This is a genomic window from Pluralibacter sp. (assembly GCF_019237635.1).
GTDB lineage: Bacteria > Pseudomonadota > Gammaproteobacteria > Enterobacterales > Enterobacteriaceae > Enterobacter_B.
Window position 1 is genome coordinate 16238 of sequence record NZ_JAFAGS010000099.1, and the last position, 20049, is coordinate 36286.

General features: G+C 55.9%; 13 protein-coding genes. 10 read left to right on the top strand and 3 right to left on the bottom strand.

Annotation, left to right across the window (positions count from 1 at the left end; translation table 11 throughout):
- Positions 1 to 98: 98 nt before the first annotated feature.
- A complete protein-coding gene (gene trxB, locus JO226_RS11545) occupies positions 99 to 1067 on the bottom strand; it encodes a thioredoxin-disulfide reductase (RefSeq protein WP_293581030.1) in 969 nt (322 codons plus the stop codon).
- Between the two features lie 548 nt (positions 1068 to 1615).
- Here trxB and lrp point away from each other — a divergent pair.
- The 10 genes from lrp to JO226_RS11595 all read left to right on the top strand — a co-directional run bounded on the left by lrp (position 1616) and on the right by JO226_RS11595 (position 16643).
- Complete coding sequence (gene lrp, locus JO226_RS11550) at positions 1616 to 2110, top strand: leucine-responsive transcriptional regulator Lrp (protein ID WP_000228469.1); 495 nt, start codon at positions 1616 to 1618, stop codon at positions 2108 to 2110.
- Positions 2111 to 2245: 135 nt separating this feature from the next.
- Positions 2246 to 5989, top strand: a complete 3744-nt coding sequence (locus tag JO226_RS11555) for a DNA translocase FtsK 4TM domain-containing protein (protein WP_293583013.1) — start codon at positions 2246 to 2248, stop codon at positions 5987 to 5989.
- Positions 5990 to 6109: 120 nt separating this feature from the next.
- Positions 6110 to 6721: an outer membrane lipoprotein chaperone LolA gene (gene lolA / locus JO226_RS11560; RefSeq protein ID WP_293583014.1), complete on the top strand. Its 612-nt coding sequence runs from the start codon at positions 6110 to 6112 to the stop codon at positions 6719 to 6721.
- A 9-nt stretch (positions 6722 to 6730) separates the two neighbouring features.
- Complete coding sequence (rarA, locus tag JO226_RS11565) at positions 6731 to 8074, top strand: replication-associated recombination protein RarA (protein ID WP_293583015.1); 1344 nt, start codon at positions 6731 to 6733, stop codon at positions 8072 to 8074.
- A 95-nt stretch (positions 8075 to 8169) separates the two neighbouring features.
- Positions 8170 to 9462 (top strand): serine--tRNA ligase, encoded by a 1293-nt coding sequence (gene serS / locus JO226_RS11570; RefSeq protein ID WP_293583016.1) that lies wholly within the window; start codon positions 8170 to 8172, stop codon positions 9460 to 9462.
- A gap of 211 nt (positions 9463 to 9673) precedes the next feature.
- The gene (gene dmsA, locus JO226_RS11575; protein ID WP_293583017.1) at positions 9674 to 12118 is read left to right on the top strand and encodes a dimethylsulfoxide reductase subunit A; all 2445 of its coding nucleotides are present in this window, start codon (positions 9674 to 9676) and stop codon (positions 12116 to 12118) included.
- A 10-nt stretch (positions 12119 to 12128) separates the two neighbouring features.
- A complete protein-coding gene (locus JO226_RS11580) occupies positions 12129 to 12746 on the top strand; it encodes a DMSO/selenate family reductase complex B subunit (RefSeq protein WP_293583018.1) in 618 nt (205 codons plus the stop codon).
- A 1-nt stretch (position 12747) separates the two neighbouring features.
- Positions 12748 to 13611, top strand: coding sequence for a dimethyl sulfoxide reductase anchor subunit family protein (locus JO226_RS11585; RefSeq protein WP_293583019.1), 864 nt, complete (start codon positions 12748 to 12750; stop codon positions 13609 to 13611).
- 277 nt (positions 13612 to 13888) lie between these two features.
- Positions 13889 to 15037 carry an MFS transporter gene (locus tag JO226_RS11590; protein ID WP_293583020.1) on the top strand — a complete coding sequence of 383 codons (1149 nt, stop codon included), beginning with the start codon at positions 13889 to 13891 and terminating at the stop codon, positions 15035 to 15037.
- A gap of 184 nt (positions 15038 to 15221) precedes the next feature.
- Complete coding sequence (locus tag JO226_RS11595; protein WP_293583021.1) at positions 15222 to 16643, top strand: APC family permease; 1422 nt, start codon at positions 15222 to 15224, stop codon at positions 16641 to 16643.
- 156 nt (positions 16644 to 16799) lie between these two features.
- Here JO226_RS11595 and pflA read toward each other — a convergent pair whose 3' ends face one another.
- A complete protein-coding gene (pflA, locus tag JO226_RS11600; RefSeq protein ID WP_293583022.1) occupies positions 16800 to 17540 on the bottom strand; it encodes a pyruvate formate lyase 1-activating protein in 741 nt (246 codons plus the stop codon).
- 195 nt (positions 17541 to 17735) lie between these two features.
- On the bottom strand, positions 17736 to 20018 hold the full coding sequence (pflB, locus tag JO226_RS11605; protein WP_293583023.1) for a formate C-acetyltransferase: 2283 nt from the start codon (positions 20016 to 20018) through the stop codon (positions 17736 to 17738).
- Between the last annotated feature and the right edge of the window lie 31 nt (positions 20019 to 20049).

Genomic DNA, 20049 nt, shown 5'->3' on the forward strand with positions numbered 1-20049 from the left:
TTTCATATGAGTATATTAGGCCCGGCAATGTTACAACGTCGCAAAAATAAAGGCGACTTATCGTCGCCTTTTTTACCTTTGTTACTGAGTTGTAATGATTATTTTGCGTTATCTGCTAAACCGTCAAGGTAACGTTCAGCATCCAGCGCGGCCATACAACCTGTACCGGCGGAGGTAATCGCCTGGCGGTAAATGTGGTCCATGACGTCACCGGCGGCAAAAACGCCAGGAATGCTGGTCTGGGTTGCGTTGCCGTGAATGCCGGACTGCACCTTGATGTAGCCGTTTTCCAGCTCAAGCTGACCGTCAAAGATAGACGTGTTCGGGCTGTGACCGATAGCGATAAACAGACCGGCGACTTCCAGCGATTCCACGTTATCGCTATTTTGCGTATCGCGAATGCGCAGACCGCTGACGCCCATCTGATCGCCGGTGACTTCTTCCAGAGTGCGATCGGTGTGCAGCACGATGTTGCCGCTTTCCACTTTATCCATCAGACGTTTGATCAGAATTTTCTCCGCGCGGAAAGTGTCGCGACGGTGAATCAAATGCACTTCAGCGGCGATGTTGGCAAGATACAGCGCTTCTTCAACCGCCGTGTTGCCGCCGCCGATGACCGCGACCTTCTGGTTACGGTAGAAGAAACCATCGCAGGTGGCGCAGGCGGAAACGCCGCGGCCTTTGAACGCCTCTTCAGACGGCAGACCCAGATAGCGCGCGGAAGCGCCGGTGGCGATGATTAAGGCATCGCAGGTGTACTCGCCGCTGTCGCCGGTCAGGCGGAACGGGCGGTTTTGCAGGTCAACCTTGCTGATGTGGTCGACGATAATTTCGGTATCGAACTTCACCGCATGCTCGTGCATGCGCTCCATCAGCAGCGGACCGGTCAGGTCGCTCGGATCGCCAGGCCAGTTTTCCACTTCAGTGGTAGTGGTCAACTGACCGCCCTTTTCCATGCCGGTAATCAGAACCGGTTGCAGGTTTGCGCGCGCCGCATAGACCGCAGCGGTGTATCCCGCAGGTCCAGAACCAAGAATAAGCAGTTTACTGTGTTTGGCCGTGCCCATGAGATCCCCATAATTGTTGGCAGACATTGGCCGGGATTGTAGGGAATTTGCGGGAGTAATAAAAGGGTGATGGGATTTTGTAAACAATATGTGTAATAGAGTTTGTCTATGAATCGGCGATTTTATCAGCGATTGCTATAACTCATTCTACTGCGATCGGGGTGATTATAAGGAGATAACATGAGAATCAACCCATTGTGATAATGAATATCCGGCACGTTGTACTAAAAATCGATGTTTTGCTTTGACAATCACCTGTGCTTTTGCGAAAACATTGGAGGGAGAAAAAGCAGTGTTTCGTGTGTGGTGAATTTTCATTCACGGAAATACCATTTTTACCCGGGTCAACGTTTTTGACGCATGGCGTGGACAGACGCCATTCGTGATGTCGGTGACTGCCTTCTGGCAACGGGCTTCTCAACGCGTACCCTTGGGTTTGGCGACATAACGGGTAGCAGAAATATGTCGCAAACAGCGGGCAGGCCCTGAACAGTGAAGTGCACAGGGTCAAGACAGGAGTAGGGAAGGAATACAGAGAGAAAATAATAATGGTAGATAGCAAGAAGCGCCCAGGCAAAGATCTCGACCGCATCGATCGTAATATTTTGAACGAGTTGCAAAAGGATGGGCGTATTTCCAACGTCGAGCTTTCTAAGCGAGTGGGACTTTCTCCGACACCTTGCCTCGAGCGTGTGCGTCGGCTGGAAAGACAAGGGTTTATTCAGGGCTATACCGCGCTGCTGAACCCGCATTATCTGGATGCATCACTTCTGGTTTTTGTTGAGATTACTCTGAATCGTGGCGCGCCGGATGTGTTTGAGCAATTTAACGCCGCTGTACAGAAACTTGAAGAAATTCAAGAATGTCATCTGGTTTCCGGTGATTTCGACTACCTGTTGAAAACCCGCGTACCGGATATGTCAGCGTACCGTAAGTTGTTGGGCGAGACCCTGTTGCGCCTGCCGGGCGTGAACGACACCCGTACCTACGTGGTTATGGAAGAAGTCAAACAGAGTAATCGTCTGGTTATTAAGACTCGCTAATACGGAACAGGTGCAAAATCAGCATAAGTTGATTACACTCCTGTTAATCCATACAGCAACAGTGCCGGGGAGACCCGGCGCTGTTGTCCGTTTTAGCATCAGGCAGGAAAGCGCCTGGAACCTGGAGAGCCTTTCTTGAGCCAGGAATATACCGAAGACAAAGAAGTCACATTTACTAAGTTAAGCAGCGGGCGCCGACTTCTGGAGGCGTTACTGCTCTTATGCTCTCTTTTTGCCGTCTGGTTGATGGCCGCTCTGCTCAGCTTCAACCCTTCAGACCCCAGTTGGTCGCAGACCGCCTGGCATGAGCCTATTCACAATCTCTGCGGAGCGCCCGGCGCCTGGCTTGCTGACACGCTGTTCTTTATTTTTGGCGTGATGGCGTACACCATTCCGGTGATCATTATCGGCGGCTGCTGGTTCGCATATCGCCACCGCGCCAGCGACGAGTACGTCGACTATTTTGCCGTTTCACTGCGCCTGATTGGCGTGCTGGCGCTGATCCTGACCTCCTGCGGTCTGGCGGCCATCAACGCCGATGATATCTGGTATTTCGCTTCCGGCGGCGTCATTGGCAGCCTGTTGAGCACGGCGCTTCAGCCGATGCTGCACAGTAGCGGCGGCACAATTGCGCTGCTCTGCATTTGGGCCGCCGGGTTGACTCTGTTTACCGGCTGGTCATGGGTCAGCATCGCGGAAAAACTCGGCAGCCTGATCCTCAATATACTCACCTTCGCCAGCAACAGAACCCGTCGTGACGATACCTGGGTTGATGACGAAGAGTATGAGGACGACGAAGACGAGCAGGCGCCGCCGCGTAAAGAAGCGCGCCGTACGCGGATCCTGCGCGGCGCGCTGGCCCGCCGTAAGCGCATGGCCGAGAAGTTTATTAACCCGATGGGGCGTCAGACCGATGCGGCGCTGTTTTCCGGCAAACGCATGGACGACCCTGACGACGAGGCGCTCTATGCCGCACAGGGGCAGTCTGCCGATCCGGACGATGTCTTGTTTTCCGGCCACAGTGCGACGCGCCAGCCGGAAGCTGACGACGTATTGTTCTCAGGGCAAAGCGCAGCGCGTCCGGCGGCCTGGGATGAAAACGATCCGCTGCTTAACGGTCATTCAATAACCGGCGCTGTGACGGCCTCAGCGGCGACAGTCGCCGCGCTGCCGGGCGCTGCCGCATCGATTGCGCCAGCGATGCCTGCAGGCAGCGATGCTGAATTCATGCCGCCCGCGGTGGAATGGCAGCTGGTGCCAGGCCCGCAAACGGCTGAACCCGTCATTGCGCCGTCTCCGGACAACTGGCCGCCGCAGGTTCCTCCTGCGAAACCTGAATATGTACAGCCGGAAGCGTTCTGGCAGGAGCCGGAACCGTCAGTGTACCAGGCCGAGCCGCCGACGTATCAGCCGGAACCGGTTTACCAGCCTGAGCCGGAATATCCGTTGCATCAGGAGCCCGTTTTTGCGCAGCCGGTAGCGCCGGAGATGCCGGAGCCAGAACCTGTGGAAGAGGTTAAGCCGCAGCGTCCGCCGCTCTACTATTTCGAAGAAGTGGAAGAAAAACGCGCGCGTGAGCGTGAACAACTGGCGGCCTGGTATCAGCCCGTGCCGGAACCCGTTGCGCCGTCTGTCGTCCCCGCCATTGACCCGACAACCGTGGTTGCGCCAGCGGCGGCCAGCGTGAAGCAGGCTGCGGGCGCTGCTGCAATAGCGGCCGCGGCATCCGCGCCGCTGTTTAGCCCGGCTGACGGTCCGCGCGCCCAGGTGAAAGAGGGGATTGGTCCTCAGTTGCCGCGTCCGAACCGCGTGCGCGTGCCGACGCGTCGCGAGCTGGCTTCCGCCTCTTTTGGCATCAAAATACCGTCGCAGCGTATGGCGGAAGAGCGCGCACGCGAAGCGGATCGTCATCAGCACTATTCTGATGAGTTTATCAGCGATGAAGAGGCCGAAGCGCAGCAGCAGGATGAACTGGCTCGCCAGTTTGCCGCTACTCAGCACCAGCGTTACGGCGAGGAATATGAAGACGATGCGGTGACGGACGACGAAGATTCGGCGGAACAGGCTGAGCTGGCGCGTCAGTTTGCCGCCCAGCAGCAGGCGCGTTATGCCGGAGAACAGCCGGATGGCGCCAACCCGTTCTCGCTGGCGGATTTTGAATTCTCGCCGATGCAAACGCTGGTAGACGACGGTCCGAAAGCGCCGCTCTTTACCCCGAGCGTGACGCCGCAGGAGCCGCCGGTGCAGCAGTATGCCCAGCAGGCACATCCGCAGCACGTACAGCAGCCCGCGTATCAGCCACCGCCGCAACAGCAGTCTGCGCCGCAGCCGCAGGAGAGCCTGATTCATCCGCTGTTGATGCGTAACGGCGATTCGCGTCCGCTGAATAAGCCGACGACGCCGCTGCCGTCGCTGGATCTGTTAACGCCGCCGCCGACGGAAATCGAGCCGGTCGATACCTTCGCGCTGGAGCAGATGGCGCGGCTGGTGGAAGCGCGCCTGGCGGATTTCCGCATTAAAGCGGATGTCGTTAACTATTCACCGGGGCCGGTCATCACCCGTTTCGAACTGAATCTGGCGCCGGGGGTGAAAGCCGCCCGTATTTCCAACCTCTCTCGCGACCTTGCCCGTTCGCTTTCCACTGTCGCTGTTCGCGTGGTGGAGGTTATCCCGGGCAAACCGTACGTCGGGCTGGAACTGCCGAACAAAAAACGCCAGACCGTTTATCTGCGAGAAGTGCTGGACTGCGTGAAGTTCCGCGAAAGTCCGTCGCCGCTGACCGTGGTGCTGGGGAAAGATATCGCCGGCGACCCGGTGATTGCCGATTTGGCGAAAATGCCCCACCTGCTGGTAGCCGGTACCACCGGTTCCGGTAAGTCGGTCGGCGTCAACGCCATGATCCTCAGTATGCTCTATAAAGCGCAGCCGGAAGACGTGCGTTTCATCATGATCGACCCGAAAATGCTGGAGCTTTCCGTCTATGAAGGCATTCCGCATCTGCTGACGGAAGTTGTCACCGATATGAAGGACGCCGCCAACGCCCTGCGCTGGAGCGTCAATGAAATGGAGCGCCGCTACAAGCTGATGTCCGCGCTGGGCGTGCGTAATCTGGCGGGATACAACGAAAAAATCGCCGAGGCGGCGCGTATGGGACGTCCGATTCCGGACCCATACTGGAAGCCGGGCGACAGCATGGATGCCGTACATCCGACGCTGGAAAAACTGCCGTATATCGTGGTGATGGTGGACGAATTCGCCGACCTGATGATGACCGTCGGTAAAAAGGTGGAAGAGCTTATCGCTCGCCTGGCGCAGAAAGCGCGCGCCGCGGGTATTCACCTGGTGCTGGCGACACAACGTCCGTCGGTTGACGTCATTACAGGCCTGATTAAAGCCAATATTCCGACCCGTATCGCTTTTACCGTCTCCAGTAAGATTGACTCCCGTACGATCCTCGACCAGAGTGGAGCGGAATCGCTGCTGGGTATGGGGGATATGCTGTATGCCGGGCCGAACTCCAGCGCCGCGCCGGTGCGCGTTCACGGCGCGTTTGTTCGCGATCAGGAAGTTCACGCCGTAGTGCAGGACTGGAAAGCGCGCGGTCGTCCGCAGTACGTTGACGGTATTACCTCCGACAGCGAAAACGAAGGCGGCGGCGGTGGTTTAGACAGCGGCGAAGAGCTCGATCCGCTGTTCGACCAGGCCGTTAACTTTGTGACGGAAAAACGTAAGGCCTCCATTTCCGGCGTCCAGCGTCAGTTCCGCATCGGCTACAACCGTGCGGCGCGCATCATCGAACAGATGGAAGCGCAGGGCATCGTCAGCGAAGCCGGTCATAACGGCAACCGCGAAGTGCTGGCGCCGCCACCGTTTGACTGATGTGCAAAGTTGGGTAAATAACCAAAGAATCAGCATTTTCTTCTGTTCCCATGTGGGCGTGAAGCCTACAGTGGGAACAAGAGGCTCCCGCGTCGGGAGTGACGCATTTAAGGAATTAAGATGAAAAAACTCGCCATCACCTGTGCTTTACTCACCAGCTTTGTTGCCAGCAGCGTTTGGGCCGATGCGGCAAGCGATTTGAAAAGCCGTCTGGATAAGGTGAGCAGCTTCCACGCCAGCTTTACGCAGAAGGTGACCGACGGCAGCGGTAACGCGGTGCAGGACGGTCAGGGTGATCTGTGGGTGAAACGTCCGAACCTGTTCAACTGGCATATGACGCAGCCGGATGAAAGCGTGCTGGTTTCTGACGGTAGAACGCTGTGGTTCTATAACCCGTTCGTTGAGCAGGCGACGGCCACTTGGCTGAAAGATGCGACCAGCAACACGCCGTTTATGCTGATCGCCCGCAACCAGTCCAGCGACTGGCAGCAGTACAACATTAAGCAAAACGGCGATGACTTCGTGCTGACGCCGAAAGGCTCCAGTGGCAACCTGAAACAGTTTACGATTAACGTCGGCCGTGACGGTACGATTCACCAGTTCAGTGCGGTGGAGCAGGACGATCAGCGCAGCAGCTATCAACTGAAGTCGCAGCAAAATGGCGCAGTGGATGCGTCTAAATTCTCCTTCACTCCGCCGAAGGGCGTCACCGTGGATGACCAACGCAAGTAAGAGGCGCGTGTGAGCAACCTGTCGCTCGATTTTTCCGATAATGCCTTTCAACCTCTGGCCGCGCGTATGCGGCCAGAAACGTTAGCGCAGTACATTGGCCAGCAGCATTTGCTGGCGCCGGGTAAACCCCTGCCGCGCGCCATTGAGGCCGGACATCTGCATTCGATGATCCTCTGGGGGCCGCCGGGCACCGGAAAAACGACGCTGGCGGAGGTCATCGCCCGTTATGCCAACGCCGACGTCGAGCGACTCTCCGCTGTGACGTCCGGCGTGAAAGAAATTCGCGAAGCCATCGAGCGCGCCCGTCAGAACCGCAACGCGGGCCGCCGCACCATTTTGTTCGTCGATGAAGTCCACCGTTTTAATAAAAGTCAGCAGGATGCATTTCTGCCGCATATTGAAGACGGCACGATAACCTTCATTGGCGCGACCACCGAAAACCCCTCTTTTGAACTCAACTCGGCGCTGCTGTCGCGTGCCCGCGTTTATCTGCTGAAATCCCTTTCCGTCGACGATATTGAATCTGTGTTGACGCAGGCGATGGACGATACGTCGCGCGGCTACGGAGGTCAGGACATTGTGCTGCCGGACGACACGCGGCGAGCTATCGCCGAACTGGTCAACGGCGATGCGCGTCGGGCACTGAACACGCTGGAAATGATGGCCGACATGGCCGAGAGCAACGACGCCGGTAAGCGCGTGCTGAAAGCTGAGCTGTTGACCGAAATCGCCGGGGAGCGCAGCGCGCGTTTTGATAACAAAGGCGATCGGTTTTACGACCTTATCTCGGCGCTGCATAAGTCCGTGCGCGGCAGCGCGCCGGATGCCGCGCTGTACTGGTATGCGCGCATCATCACCGCGGGCGGCGACCCGCTGTACGTCGCCCGCCGCTGCCTGGCTATTGCTTCTGAAGATGTCGGCAACGCCGACCCGCGCGCCATGCAGGTGGCGATCTCTGCCTGGGACTGCTTCACCCGGGTGGGGCCCGCAGAGGGCGAACGGGCTATCGCGCAGGCCATCGTCTATCTCGCCTGCGCGCCGAAAAGCAACGCCGTCTATACCGCCTTTAAGGCCGCGATGGCCGATGCGCGCGAGCGCCCGGATTACGACGTGCCAGTGCATCTGCGCAATGCGCCAACGAAGCTGATGAAAGAGATGGGCTACGGGCAGGAATATCGCTATGCGCACGATGAGCCCAACGCTTATGCGGCGGGAGAAGAGTATTTCCCGCAGGAGCTGGCACAAACGCGCTATTATCACCCGACAAACAGAGGTCTTGAGGGCAAGATTGGCGAAAAGCTCGCCTGGCTCGCCGGACAGGATCAAAATAGCCCTATAAAACGCTACCGTTAGGCCTGACGTTGCGGTAATGTTGGTAAGGTATCTCTGTGACCGCAGGCTGCGGTCATTTCCTCCTATTTTATTAATTCGATAAGCACAGGATAAGCATGCTCGATCCCAATCTGCTGCGTAACGAGCCAGACGCAGTCGCAGAAAAACTGGCACGCCGGGGCTTTAAGCTGGATGTAGATAAACTGCGCGCTCTTGAAGAGCGTCGTAAAGTTCTGCAGGTTCAAACTGAAAACCTGCAGGCTGAACGCAACTCGCGATCGAAATCCATCGGCCAGGCGAAAGCGCGTGGGGAAGACATCGAGCCGTTACGCCTGGAAGTGAACAAGCTTGGCGAAGAACTGGATCAGGCGAAAGCCGAGCTGGACGTGCTGCAGGCGGAAATCCGCGATATCGCGCTCGCAATCCCGAACATCCCTGACGACAGCGTGCCAGTCGGTAAAGACGAAAACGACAACGTTGAAGTCAAACGCTGGGGTACGCCCCGCGAGTTCGATTTTGACGTTCGCGACCACGTGACGCTCGGTGAAATGCACGCGGGGCTGGATTTCTCTGCGGCCGTTAAGCTGACCGGTTCCCGTTTTGTGGTGATGAAAGGTCAAATCGCGCATCTGCACCGCGCGCTGGCGCAGTTCATGCTGGATCTGCACACTGAACAGCATGGCTACAGCGAAACCTACGTTCCGTATCTGGTGAACCATGACACCCTGTACGGTACCGGCCAGCTGCCGAAATTTGCCGGCGATCTGTTCCACACCCGTCCGCTGGATGAAGAAGCGGACAGCAGCAACTATGCGCTGATCCCAACCGCTGAAGTGCCGCTGACCAACCTCGTGCGTGATGAGATAATCGATGAAGACGATCTGCCAATCAAACTGACTGCGCATTCTCCGTGCTTCCGTTCTGAAGCAGGTTCTTACGGTCGCGACACCCGTGGTCTTATCCGTATGCACCAGTTCGACAAAGTTGAGATGGTGCAGATTGTCCGTCCGGAAGCGTCCATGGACGCGCTGGAAGAGATGACCGGCCACGCCGAGAAGGTGCTGGAGCTGTTGGGTCTGCCGTACCGCCGTGTGGCGCTGTGCACGGGCGATATGGGCTTTGGCGCCTGTAAAACCTTTGACCTGGAAGTATGGGTTCCGGCGCAGAATACCTACCGTGAAATCTCCTCCTGCTCTAACGTCTGGGATTTCCAGGCTCGTCGTATGCAGGCTCGCTGCCGCAGCAAGTCTGACAAGAAAACCCGTCTGGTGCATACCCTGAACGGTTCGGGTCTGGCGGTGGGTCGTACGCTGGTGGCAGTGATGGAAAACTATCAGCAGGCAGACGGTCGTATCGCGATTCCGGAAGTACTGCGTCCTTATATGAAAGGATTAGAGTTCATCGGGTAATATTCCGAATAACACTCTGAAAAAATCTGAAAAAGCGCCTCCGGGCGCTTTTTTTATACCCACATTGACGTTGAACAATAACCACAATATTTAAAGTGGTAATACTCCCTTCGAGTGATATGCAGCATAAATAACTAAAAAAAAGTGATTCCGCTATATATTAAATTATATAGCGGGTGGTTGATTTCACTGAGCAATGAAGCGAGTGTCTATGAAAATTAAAGCCCCCGATGCTTTACTGGCTGCCGAGGTAAGCCGCCGTGGTCTGATGAAGACCTCAGCGATAGGTGGTCTGGCGATGGCCAGCAGCGCCTTTACGTTACCCTTTACGCGCATAGCCAGTGCCGCAGATGCCATCTCCCCCGCAGGTGCGTCAGAGAAAGTCGTCTGGAGTGCATGTACTGTTAACTGTGGTAGCCGCTGTCCGTTACGCATGCACGTCGTCGACGGCGAAATTAAATATGTCGAAACCGATAATACCGGTGACGATAACTACGAAGGATTACATCAGGTTCGCGCTTGTCTGCGCGGACGCTCAATGCGCCGTCGCGTTTATAACCCCGATCGCCTGAAATATCCGATGAAGCGTGTGGGTAACCGCGGTGAGGGCAAATTTGAGCGCATCACCTGGGAAGAGGCGTTTGATACCATTGCCAGCAATATGCAGCGTCTGATTAAGGACTATGGCAATGAGTCCATCTACCTGAACTATGGCACCGGTACGCTGGGCGGTACCATGACCCGCTCCTGGCCGCCGGGAAAAACCCTGGTGGCGCGCCTGATGAACTGTTGCGGCGGTTATCTGAACCACTACGGCGACTACTCCTCCGCGCAGATTGCCGCCGGTCTGAACTACACTTACGGCGGCTGGGCCGACGGCAACAGTCCGTCGGATATTGAAAACAGCAAGCTGGTGGTACTGTTTGGCAACAACCCGGGCGAAACGCGTATGAGCGGCGGCGGGGTGACCTACTATCTCGAACAGGCGCGGCAGAAATCGAATGCCCGCATGATCATTGTCGACCCGCGTTATACCGACACCGGCGCAGGTCGTGAGGATGAGTGGATCCCGATTCGTCCGGGTACTGACGCGGCGCTGGTCAACGGTATTGCGTGGGTACTGATTACCGAGAACCTGGTCGATCAGCCGTTCCTCGATAAGTACTGCGTCGGCTACGACGAGAAAACGCTGCCCGCCAGCGCACCGGCTAATGGCCACTACAAGGCTTATATTCTGGGTCAGGGCAAAGACGGTATCGCCAAAACGCCGGAATGGGCGTCGACCGTTACCGGCATCCCGGCAGACCGCATTGTGAAGCTGGCGCGCGAAATCGGCAGCACCAAACCGGCCTTCATCAGCCAGGGCTGGGGGCCGCAGCGTCACGCCAACGGTGAAATCGCTACCCGCGCTATCTCGATGCTCTCCATTCTGACCGGTAACGTCGGTATTCATGGCGGCAACTCCGGCGCGCGCGAAGGTTCTTATGATCTGCCGTTTGAGCGTATGCCGACGCTGGACAACCCGGTTGAAACCAGTATCTCCATGTTTATGTGGACCGATGCGATTGAACGCGGCCCGGAAATGACGGCGCTACGCGATGGCGTCCGCGGTAAAGATAAACTGGATGTGCCGATCAAGATGATCTGGAACTATGCCGGTAACTGTATTATCAATCAGCACTCCGAGATTAACCGCACTCACGACATCCTGCAGGATGACAAGAAGTGCGAGCTTATTGTGGTTATCGATTGTCATATGACGTCGTCGGCGAAGTATGCCGATATTCTGCTGCCGGACTGCACGGCGTCAGAGCAAATGGACTTCGCGCTGGATGCCTCCTGCGGCAACATGTCCTACGTCATCTTTACCGAGCAGGCGATTAAGCCGCGCTTTGAGTGTAAGAACATCTATGACATGACCACTGAGCTGGCAAAACGGATGGGCGTTGAGCAGCAGTTCACCGAAGGACGCACTCAGGAAGAGTGGATGCGCCACCTGCATGAACTCTCGCGCAAGGCGATTCCGGACCTACCGGATTTCGAGACCTTCCGTCAGCAGGGCATGTTCAAACAACGCGATCCGCAAGGGCATCACGTGGCGTATAAAGCGTTCCGTGAGGATCCGCACGCCAACCCGCTGACCACGGCGTCGGGTAAAATCGAGATCTATTCCGAAGCGCTGGCCAACATCGCCGCGACCTGGGAACTGCCGGAGGGCGACGTTATCGATCCACTGCCGATCTACACGCCAGGGTTCGAAAACTACAACGATCCGCTGACGGCGAAATTCCCGCTGCAGCTGACGGGTTTCCATTACAAGTCGCGCGTTCACTCCACCTACGGCAACGTGGAGGTGCTGAAAGCGTCCTGTCGTCAGGAGATGTGGATCAACCCGATGGATGCGAAAGCGCGCAATATCGCCAATGGCGATCGCGTCCGTATCTTTAACGACCGCGGCGAGGTGCACATCGAAGCGAAGGTGACGCCGCGCATGATGCCAGGCGTAGTGGCGTTAGGCGAGGGGGCATGGTACGCGCCGGACGCCAAAGGCGTTGACCAGGCGGGCAGCATTAACGTGCTGACGACGCAGCGGCCTTCTCCGCTGGCGAAGGGCAACCCGTCGCACACCAACCTTGTTCAGGTCATGAAGGCGTAAGGAGTAACCGATGACAACCCAGTATGGATTTTTTATTGACTCCAGCCGTTGCACCGGTTGCAAAACCTGCGAGCTGGCCTGTAAGGATTACAAAGACCTGACGCCGGATGTCAGTTTCCGCCGCATTTATGAGTATGCGGGCGGCGACTGGCAGGAGGATAACGGCGCCTGGCACCAGAACGTCTTTGCCTACTATCTCTCCATCGCCTGTAACCACTGCGAGGACCCGGCCTGTACCAAGGTATGTCCGAGCGGCGCGATGCATAAGCGCGAAGATGGTTTCGTGGTGGTGAATGAAGACGTGTGCATCGGTTGCCGTTACTGTCATATGGCTTGCCCATACGGCGCGCCGCAGTACAACTCGGCGAAAGGGCATATGACCAAATGTGACGGCTGTCATGAGCGTGTGGCAGACGGTAAAAAACCGATCTGTGTCGAGTCCTGTCCGCTGCGCGCGCTGGACTTCGGGCCGATTGAAGAGTTGCGTCAGAAACACGGCCAACTGGCCGCCGTGGCACCGCTGCCGTCCGCCCACTTTACAAAACCGTGCATTGTTATCAAACCTAACGCCAATAGCCGCCCGACTGGTGATACCACGGGCTACCTGGCAAACCCGAAGGAGGTGTGAGATGGGAAGTGGATGGCATGAATGGCCGCTGATGATCTTCACGGTCTTTGGACAGTGCGTGGCGGGTGGGTTCATCGTGCTGGCGTTGGCGCTGATGAAGGGCTCTTTGAGCCGCGAACAGCAGCAGCGCGTGGTGATGAGTATGTTCGGTTTGTGGGTGCTGATGGGGATTGGTTTCGTCGCCTCGACGCTGCACCTTGGCTCGCCGCTGCGTGCATTCAACTCGCTGAATCGCATAGGGGCATCATCGCTGAGTAACGAAATCGCCAGCGGCGCTCTTTTCTTTGCGATTGGCGGGCTGGGCTGGCTGTTGGCGGTGGTGAATAAACTGCCTCAGGGGCTGCGCAATCTGTGGCTGGTGGTGACCATGGTGCTGGGCGTCGTGTTCGTGTGGATGATGGTACGGGTGTACAACACCATCGATACCGTACCGACCTGGTATAGCGTCTGGACGCCGATGAGCTTCTTCCTGACGCTGTTTATCGGCGGTCCTCTGCTGGGCTACCTGCTGCTGCGCGTGGCGGGCGTTGAAGGATGGGCGATGCGCCTCCTGCCAACGGTAACGCTGCTGGCGTTGCTGGTCAGCGCAATGGTCACCCTGATGCAGGGGAACGAACTGGCAACTATCCACAGTTCTGTTCAGCAGGCTGCTGCGCTGGTACCGGATTACGGCTCGCTGATGTCATGGCGACTGGCGGCGATTGCGCTGGCGCTGGTGTGCTGGGTGGCGCCGCAGCTTAAGGGTCATCAGCCTGCGCTGCCGCTGCTGAGCCTGGCATTCGTGCTGGTGGTGGTCGGTGAGCTTATCGGTCGCGGCGTGTTCTATGGTCTGCATATGACCGTGGGTATGGCTGTCGCCAGCTAAACCTTGACTGCGCCGGGGCTATCCGCGTCGGCGCAGTTTACAAAAAATGCGCCCCCTCCATGAAATTTTTCTACCGAACGTTCCCAGTCATTTCCCCAATTAATGAATAAAAACAATGGAATAATTAAATAATATATTCCGCTCCCGTCTCGCTGCATAAAAAACTTCAATTGTCGGGCTGAAAACCCCGTCATTACTGGGCTGGCGCCGATTGACTTTGTTTCTGACGATGGCATGATGCGCTCGAAATATGAACTTCCTCACGGTTTTTTAATTCATGTCCACCTATACCCGGCCGGTGCTGCTTCTGCTTTGTGGCCTGCTTTTGTTGACGCTGTCGATTGCGGTATTAAACACGCTGGTCCCGCTGTGGCTTGCCCATGAAAATCTGCCGACCTGGCAGGTTGGTATGGTCGGCTCGTCCTATTTTACCGGTAATCTGGTCGGTACACTGCTGACCGGCGGGCTTATCAAGCGTCTCGGGTTTAACCGTAGCTACTATATCGCATCGCTGATTTTCGCCGTCGGCTGTGTTGGCCTGGGAACGACGATGGGTTTCTGGAGCTGGATGAGCTGGCGCTTCGTTGCGGGCGTCGGCTGCGCGATGATTTGGGTGGTGGTGGAAAGCGCCCTGATGTGCAGCGGTACGTCGCGCAACCGCGGTCGCTTGCTGGCGGCCTATATGATGGTCTACTACGTCGGTACACTGCTCGGCCAACTGCTGGTCAGTAAAGTCCCTACCGATCTGATGAGCGTGCTGCCGTGGGTCACCGGGATGGCACTGGCGGCCATTCTGCCGCTGCTGTTTACCCGTATCGTCAACCAACGCGACGGACACCAGGGCGCAACGCACGTCTGGCCAATGCTGAAGCTGCGCCAGGCGCGCCTCGGCGTTAACGGCTGCGTGATTTCCGGCATCGTGTTGGGGTCGCTGTATGGCCTGATGCCGCTGTATCTGAACCACCAGGGCGTCAGCGATGCCGGAATTGGTTTCTGGATGGCGGTGATGGTGAGCGCCGGTATCATCGGTCAGTGGCCGGTTGGGCGGCTTGCCGATCGCTTCGGGCGCCTGCTGGTGCTGCGCGTGCAGGTGTTTGTCGTGATCCTCGGCTGTCTGGCGATGCTGAGCAATGCGGCGATGGCGCCTGCGCTGTTCGTGCTGGGCGCGTCCGGCTTTACGCTTTATCCGGTGGCAATGGCCTGGGCCTGCGAAAAAGTTGAACATCATCAGCTGGTGGCAATGAACCAGGCGCTGCTGCTGAGCTACACCATCGGCAGTCTGCTGGGACCGACGTTTACCGCGATGCTGATGCAGAATTACTCCGATAATCTGCTGTTTGTCATGATTGCCTGCGTATCGTTTATCTACCTGTTGATGCTGCTACGCAAAGCGGGCCAACATCCGACACCGGTGGCGCACGCCTGACGCATAATTTTATTGACTATTCTGTTGGTATACGCTGGTTTTTTACCTAACTCTGGTGATAAATGTCAAACCTGTGCGAAACCTTAAAGTTTCGCACTGTAACGTTATTCTTTCGCCACTGTGCTCGGCATAATCTTTTCCTGTTTGATAATTCGTAAAAAATAACGTTCAAGGAACTGAGCTTATGGCAGGTGAGCAAGAGAAGCAGTTACGGTGGTATAACATCGCGCTGATGTCGTTTATTACGGTATGGGGTTTTGGCAACGTAGTGAATAACTACGCCAACCAGGGACTGGTGGTCGTCTTTTCCTGGATCTTTATTTTTGCCCTCTATTTCACGCCTTATGCCCTGATTGTGGGACAACTGGGGTCGACGTTTAAGGAGGGTAAAGGCGGGGTCAGCACCTGGATTAAGCATACGATGGGGCCGGGGCTGGCCTATCTCGCGGCGTGGACTTACTGGGTTGTGCATATTCCTTATCTGGCGCAAAAGCCGCAGGCTATCCTGATTGCGTTGGGCTGGGCATTCAAAGGCGACGGTTCGCTTATCAAGGAATACGGTGTCGTTGCATTGCAGGGGCTGACGCTGCTGCTGTTTGTCTTTTTTATGTGGGTCGCATCACGCGGTATGAAGTCGCTAAAAGTGGTGGGATCGGTCGCCGGGATTGCGATGTTTGTCATGTCGCTGCTTTACGTGGTGATGGCGGTCACCGCGCCAGCGATTACGGAAGTGCATATTGCGACGACGAATATCACCTGGGAAACCTTCATTCCGCATTTTGATTTTACCTACATTACCACCATCTCCATGCTGGTCTTTGCCGTCGGCGGAGCGGAAAAAATTTCGCCCTATGTGAACAATACGCGCAACCCGGGAAAAGAGTTTCCCCGCGGTATGCTCTTTCTTGCCGTGATGGTGGCGGTGTGCGCGATCCTTGGCTCGCTGGCGATGGGAATGATGTTTGACTCCCGGAATATTCCAGACGATCTGATGACCAACGGTCAATATTACGCGTTTCAGAAACTGGGCGAATATTACCATATGGGCAATTCGCTGATGGTCGTCTACGCCATTGCCAATACGCTTGGTCAGGTGGCAGCGCTGGTGTTTTCAATTGATGCGCCGCTGAAGGTGCTGCTGGCGGATGCGGACAGAAAGTATGTGCCGGAAAAACTGTGTCGCCTGAATGAAAAGGGGACGCCGGTTAACGGCTATCTGATGACCATGGCGCTGGTGGCAGTGCTGATTATGTTACCGACCCTCGGCATTGGCGACATGAACAACCTGTATAAGTGGTTGCTGAATCTGAACTCTGTGGTGATGCCATTGCGTTATCTGTGGGTATTCGTCGCCTTTATGGCCGTATTGCGCATGGCGGACAAATTCAAACCAGAGTATGTCTTTATTCGCAATCGCCGTCTGGCGTTTACCGTTGGGCTATGGTGCTTTGTATTCACCGCCTTCGCCTGTCTGACCGGTATCTTTCCAAAAATGCAGGCCTTTACGCCTGAATGGACGTTCCAGCTCTCGCTGAACGTTGCAACCCCGTTTGTGCTGGTTGGCCTGGGGCTTATCTTCCCGCTGCTGGCGCGTCGACAGCAGTAAACAGATACTGGCGTGACGACGGTCAGCACGGGTTTCCATCACCGAACGCATACCGGAAGCAGCACCAGCACAACGACCAGTATTTAAAGGTTGAAAAGGGAGTGGTGTGAGGACCGGTGGTAATACAGATGGCAGCGGGGCTGCCATCTGTCATGCTTAATACATCACCTTGTGACCATACTGCTCAAGAATGCCTTTCACGCGCTCCATGGCCTCTTTTTTCGGCGGTTTTACGCCATCAAGCTTGTACTCTTCACCCATCGCCACCCACTTGTGCTTGCCCAACTCGTGGTACGGCAGCAGCTCAATCTTCTCGACGTTGCCCATATCACGGGTGAACTCGCCCAGGCGGTGCGCGGAGTCGTCATCGTCCGACCAGCCCGGTACGACCACATAGCGAATCCAGGTTTTGATGCCTTTTGCCGAAATATATTTGGCAAACTCCAGCGTACGGTGGTTGGAAACGCCGACCAGGTTCTGGTGGATCTCATCATTCATTTGCTTGAGGTCGAGCATCACCAGGTCGGTGACTTCCAGCAGTTCGTCGATCACCGGATCGTAGCGGCGCACGAAGCCGTTGGTATCAAGGCAGGTGTGGATCCCTTCTTTCCTGCAGGCTCTGAACCAGTCGCGTACGAATTCCGCCTGCAGGATAGCTTCTCCGCCGGAGGCCGTAACGCCGCCGCCGGAAGCATTCATAAAGTGGCGATACGTCACCACTTCTTTCATCAGCTCGTCAACGGTTATCTCTTTGCCGCCATGCGTATCCCAGGTGTCACGGTTGTGGCAGTACAGGCAGCGCATCAGGCAGCCCTGGAAAAACGTAATGAAACGGATGCCCGGCCCATCGACGGTGCCACAGGATTCAAAGGAGTGAATGCGACCATTAACTGACATTGCGGTGTTTTCTCCAGATGTGGCCCATCCAGGGCCTGAGTAAGCGCACAGCTCGTTGGCTGCGTCGAGTCTGTTTTGACAGATACCCATAGTATAGATAGCTGGCAAAGCAGGCTGGGGCGGGAGGCAATATTTGTTAAAAAGGCCCCACTATCGTGGAGCCTTTATTCTACGCGTTTTCAGTCAGACAGGGAATTACATGGTCTGAGTGAAAGTACGGGTGATAACGTCCTGCTGCTGTTCTTTAGTCAGGGAGTTAAAACGTACGGCATAACCAGAAACACGGATGGTCAGCTGCGGATATTTTTCCGGATGTTCCATCGCATCGAGCAGCATTTCACGGTTCATGACGTTCACGTTCAGGTGCTGACCACCTTCGATGGACGCTTCGTGATGGAAGTAACCATCCATCAGGCCCGCCAGGTTGGTCTTACGCACTTCGTCATCTTTACCCAGTGCGTTCGGAACGATAGAGAAGGTGTAAGAGATACCATCTTTAGCGTACGCAAACGGCAGTTTAGCCACGGAGGTCAGAGAGGCGACAGCACCTTTCTGGTCACGGCCGTGCATCGGGTTAGCACCTGGTCCGAACGGTGCGCCAGCGCGACGACCGTCTGGGGTGTTACCGGTTTTCTTACCATACACGACGTTAGAGGTGATGGTCAGAACAGACTGCGTCGGGATAGCGTTACGGTAAGTAGTCAGTTTCTGAATTTTCTTCATGAAACGTTCTACCAGGTCAACCGCCATGTCATCAACGCGAGAGTCGTTGTTACCAAACTGCGGGTATTCGCCTTCGATTTCGAAGTCGACAGCCAGGCCGTCTTCGTCACGAACCGGTTTAACTTTCGCGTATTTGATAGCAGACAGGGAGTCAGCCGCAACGGACAGACCCGCGATACCACAAGCCATGGTACGGACAACGTCACGGTCGTGCAGCGCCATCAGAGAGGCTTCGTAGCTGTACTTGTCGTGCATGTAGTGGATGACGTTCAGCGCAGTGACGTACTGCTTAGCCAGCCAGTCCATGAAGTGATCCATGCGGTCCATGACTTCGTCGAAGTTCAGAACGTCGCCTTTGATCGGCTCAGATTTCGGACCCACCTGCATTTTCAGTTTTTCGTCAACGCCGCCGTTGATAGCGTACAGCATGGTTTTCGCGAGGTTAGCACGAGCGCCGAAGAACTGCATTTGCTTACCAACAATCATCGGGCTTACGCAGCAAGCGATAGCGTAGTCGTCGTTGTTGAAGTCCGGACGCATCAGGTCATCGTTCTCGTACTGCAGAGAAGAGGTGTCGATGGACACTTTAGCGGCGTATTTCTTGAAGTTCAGCGGCAGTTTTTCTGACCACAGAACGGTGATGTTCGGCTCCGGAGACGGTCCCATGGTGTACAGGGTGTTCAGGAAGCGGAAGCTGTTTTTGGTTACCAGGGTACGGCCGTCAACGCCCATACCGCCGATGGATTCGGTTGCCCAAATCGGGTCGCCAGAGAACAGTTCATCGTACTCAGGGGTGCGCAGGAAGCGAACCATACGCAGTTTCATGACCAGGTGGTCAATCATTTCCTGAGCGTCAAGCTCGGTGATTTTGCCTGCTTTCAGGTCACGTTCGATGTAGGCATCCAGGAAGGTGGATACGCGACCGAAGGACATTGCAGCGCCGTTCTGAGACTTAACAGCGGCCAGGTAGCCGAAGTAGGTCCACTGGATAGCTTCCTGAGCGTTGGTTGCCGGACCAGAGATATCGCAGCCGTATTTAGCCGCCATTTCTTTGATCTGACCCAGCGCACGGTGCTGTTCAGCGATTTCTTCGCGCAGACGGATAGTCGCTTCCAGGTTTACGCCGTTTTCCAGGTCAGACTGCAGGGAAACGAATTGTGCGTATTTGTCTTTCAGCAGGAAGTCGATACCGTACAGCGCAACGCGACGGTAGTCACCAATGATACGACCACGACCGTAGGCATCCGGCAGACCGGTCAGAACGCCGGATTTACGGCAGTTCAGGATGTCTTTGGTGTAAACGTCGAATACGCCCTGGTTGTGGGTTTTACGGTAATCGGTGAAGATTTTTTTCAGTGCCGGGTCCAGCTCGCGGTCGTACGCTTTGCAGGAACCTTCAACCATTTTGATGCCGCCGAACGGGATGATCGCACGTTTCAGCGGAGCTTCAGTCTGCAGACCAACGATTTTCTCAAGCTGCTTGTTGATGTAGCCAGCGTCGTGAGAAGTGATGGTGGATGCAACGGAGGTGTCAAAATCAACTGGCGCGTGAGTGCGGTTTTCCAGTTTAACGCCTTCCATGACTTTGTCCCACAGGGTGGTGGTCGCATCAGTAGCGCCAGCCAGGAAGGACTCGTCACCTTCATATGGGGTGTAGTTTTTCTGGATAAAGTCACGGACGTTGACTTCTTTCTGCCAGTCACCTTTGGCAAAACCTTCCCAGGCTGTGGCTAACTTTTCATTAAGTTCGGACATGTAACACCTACCTTCTTAAGTGGACTTTTTT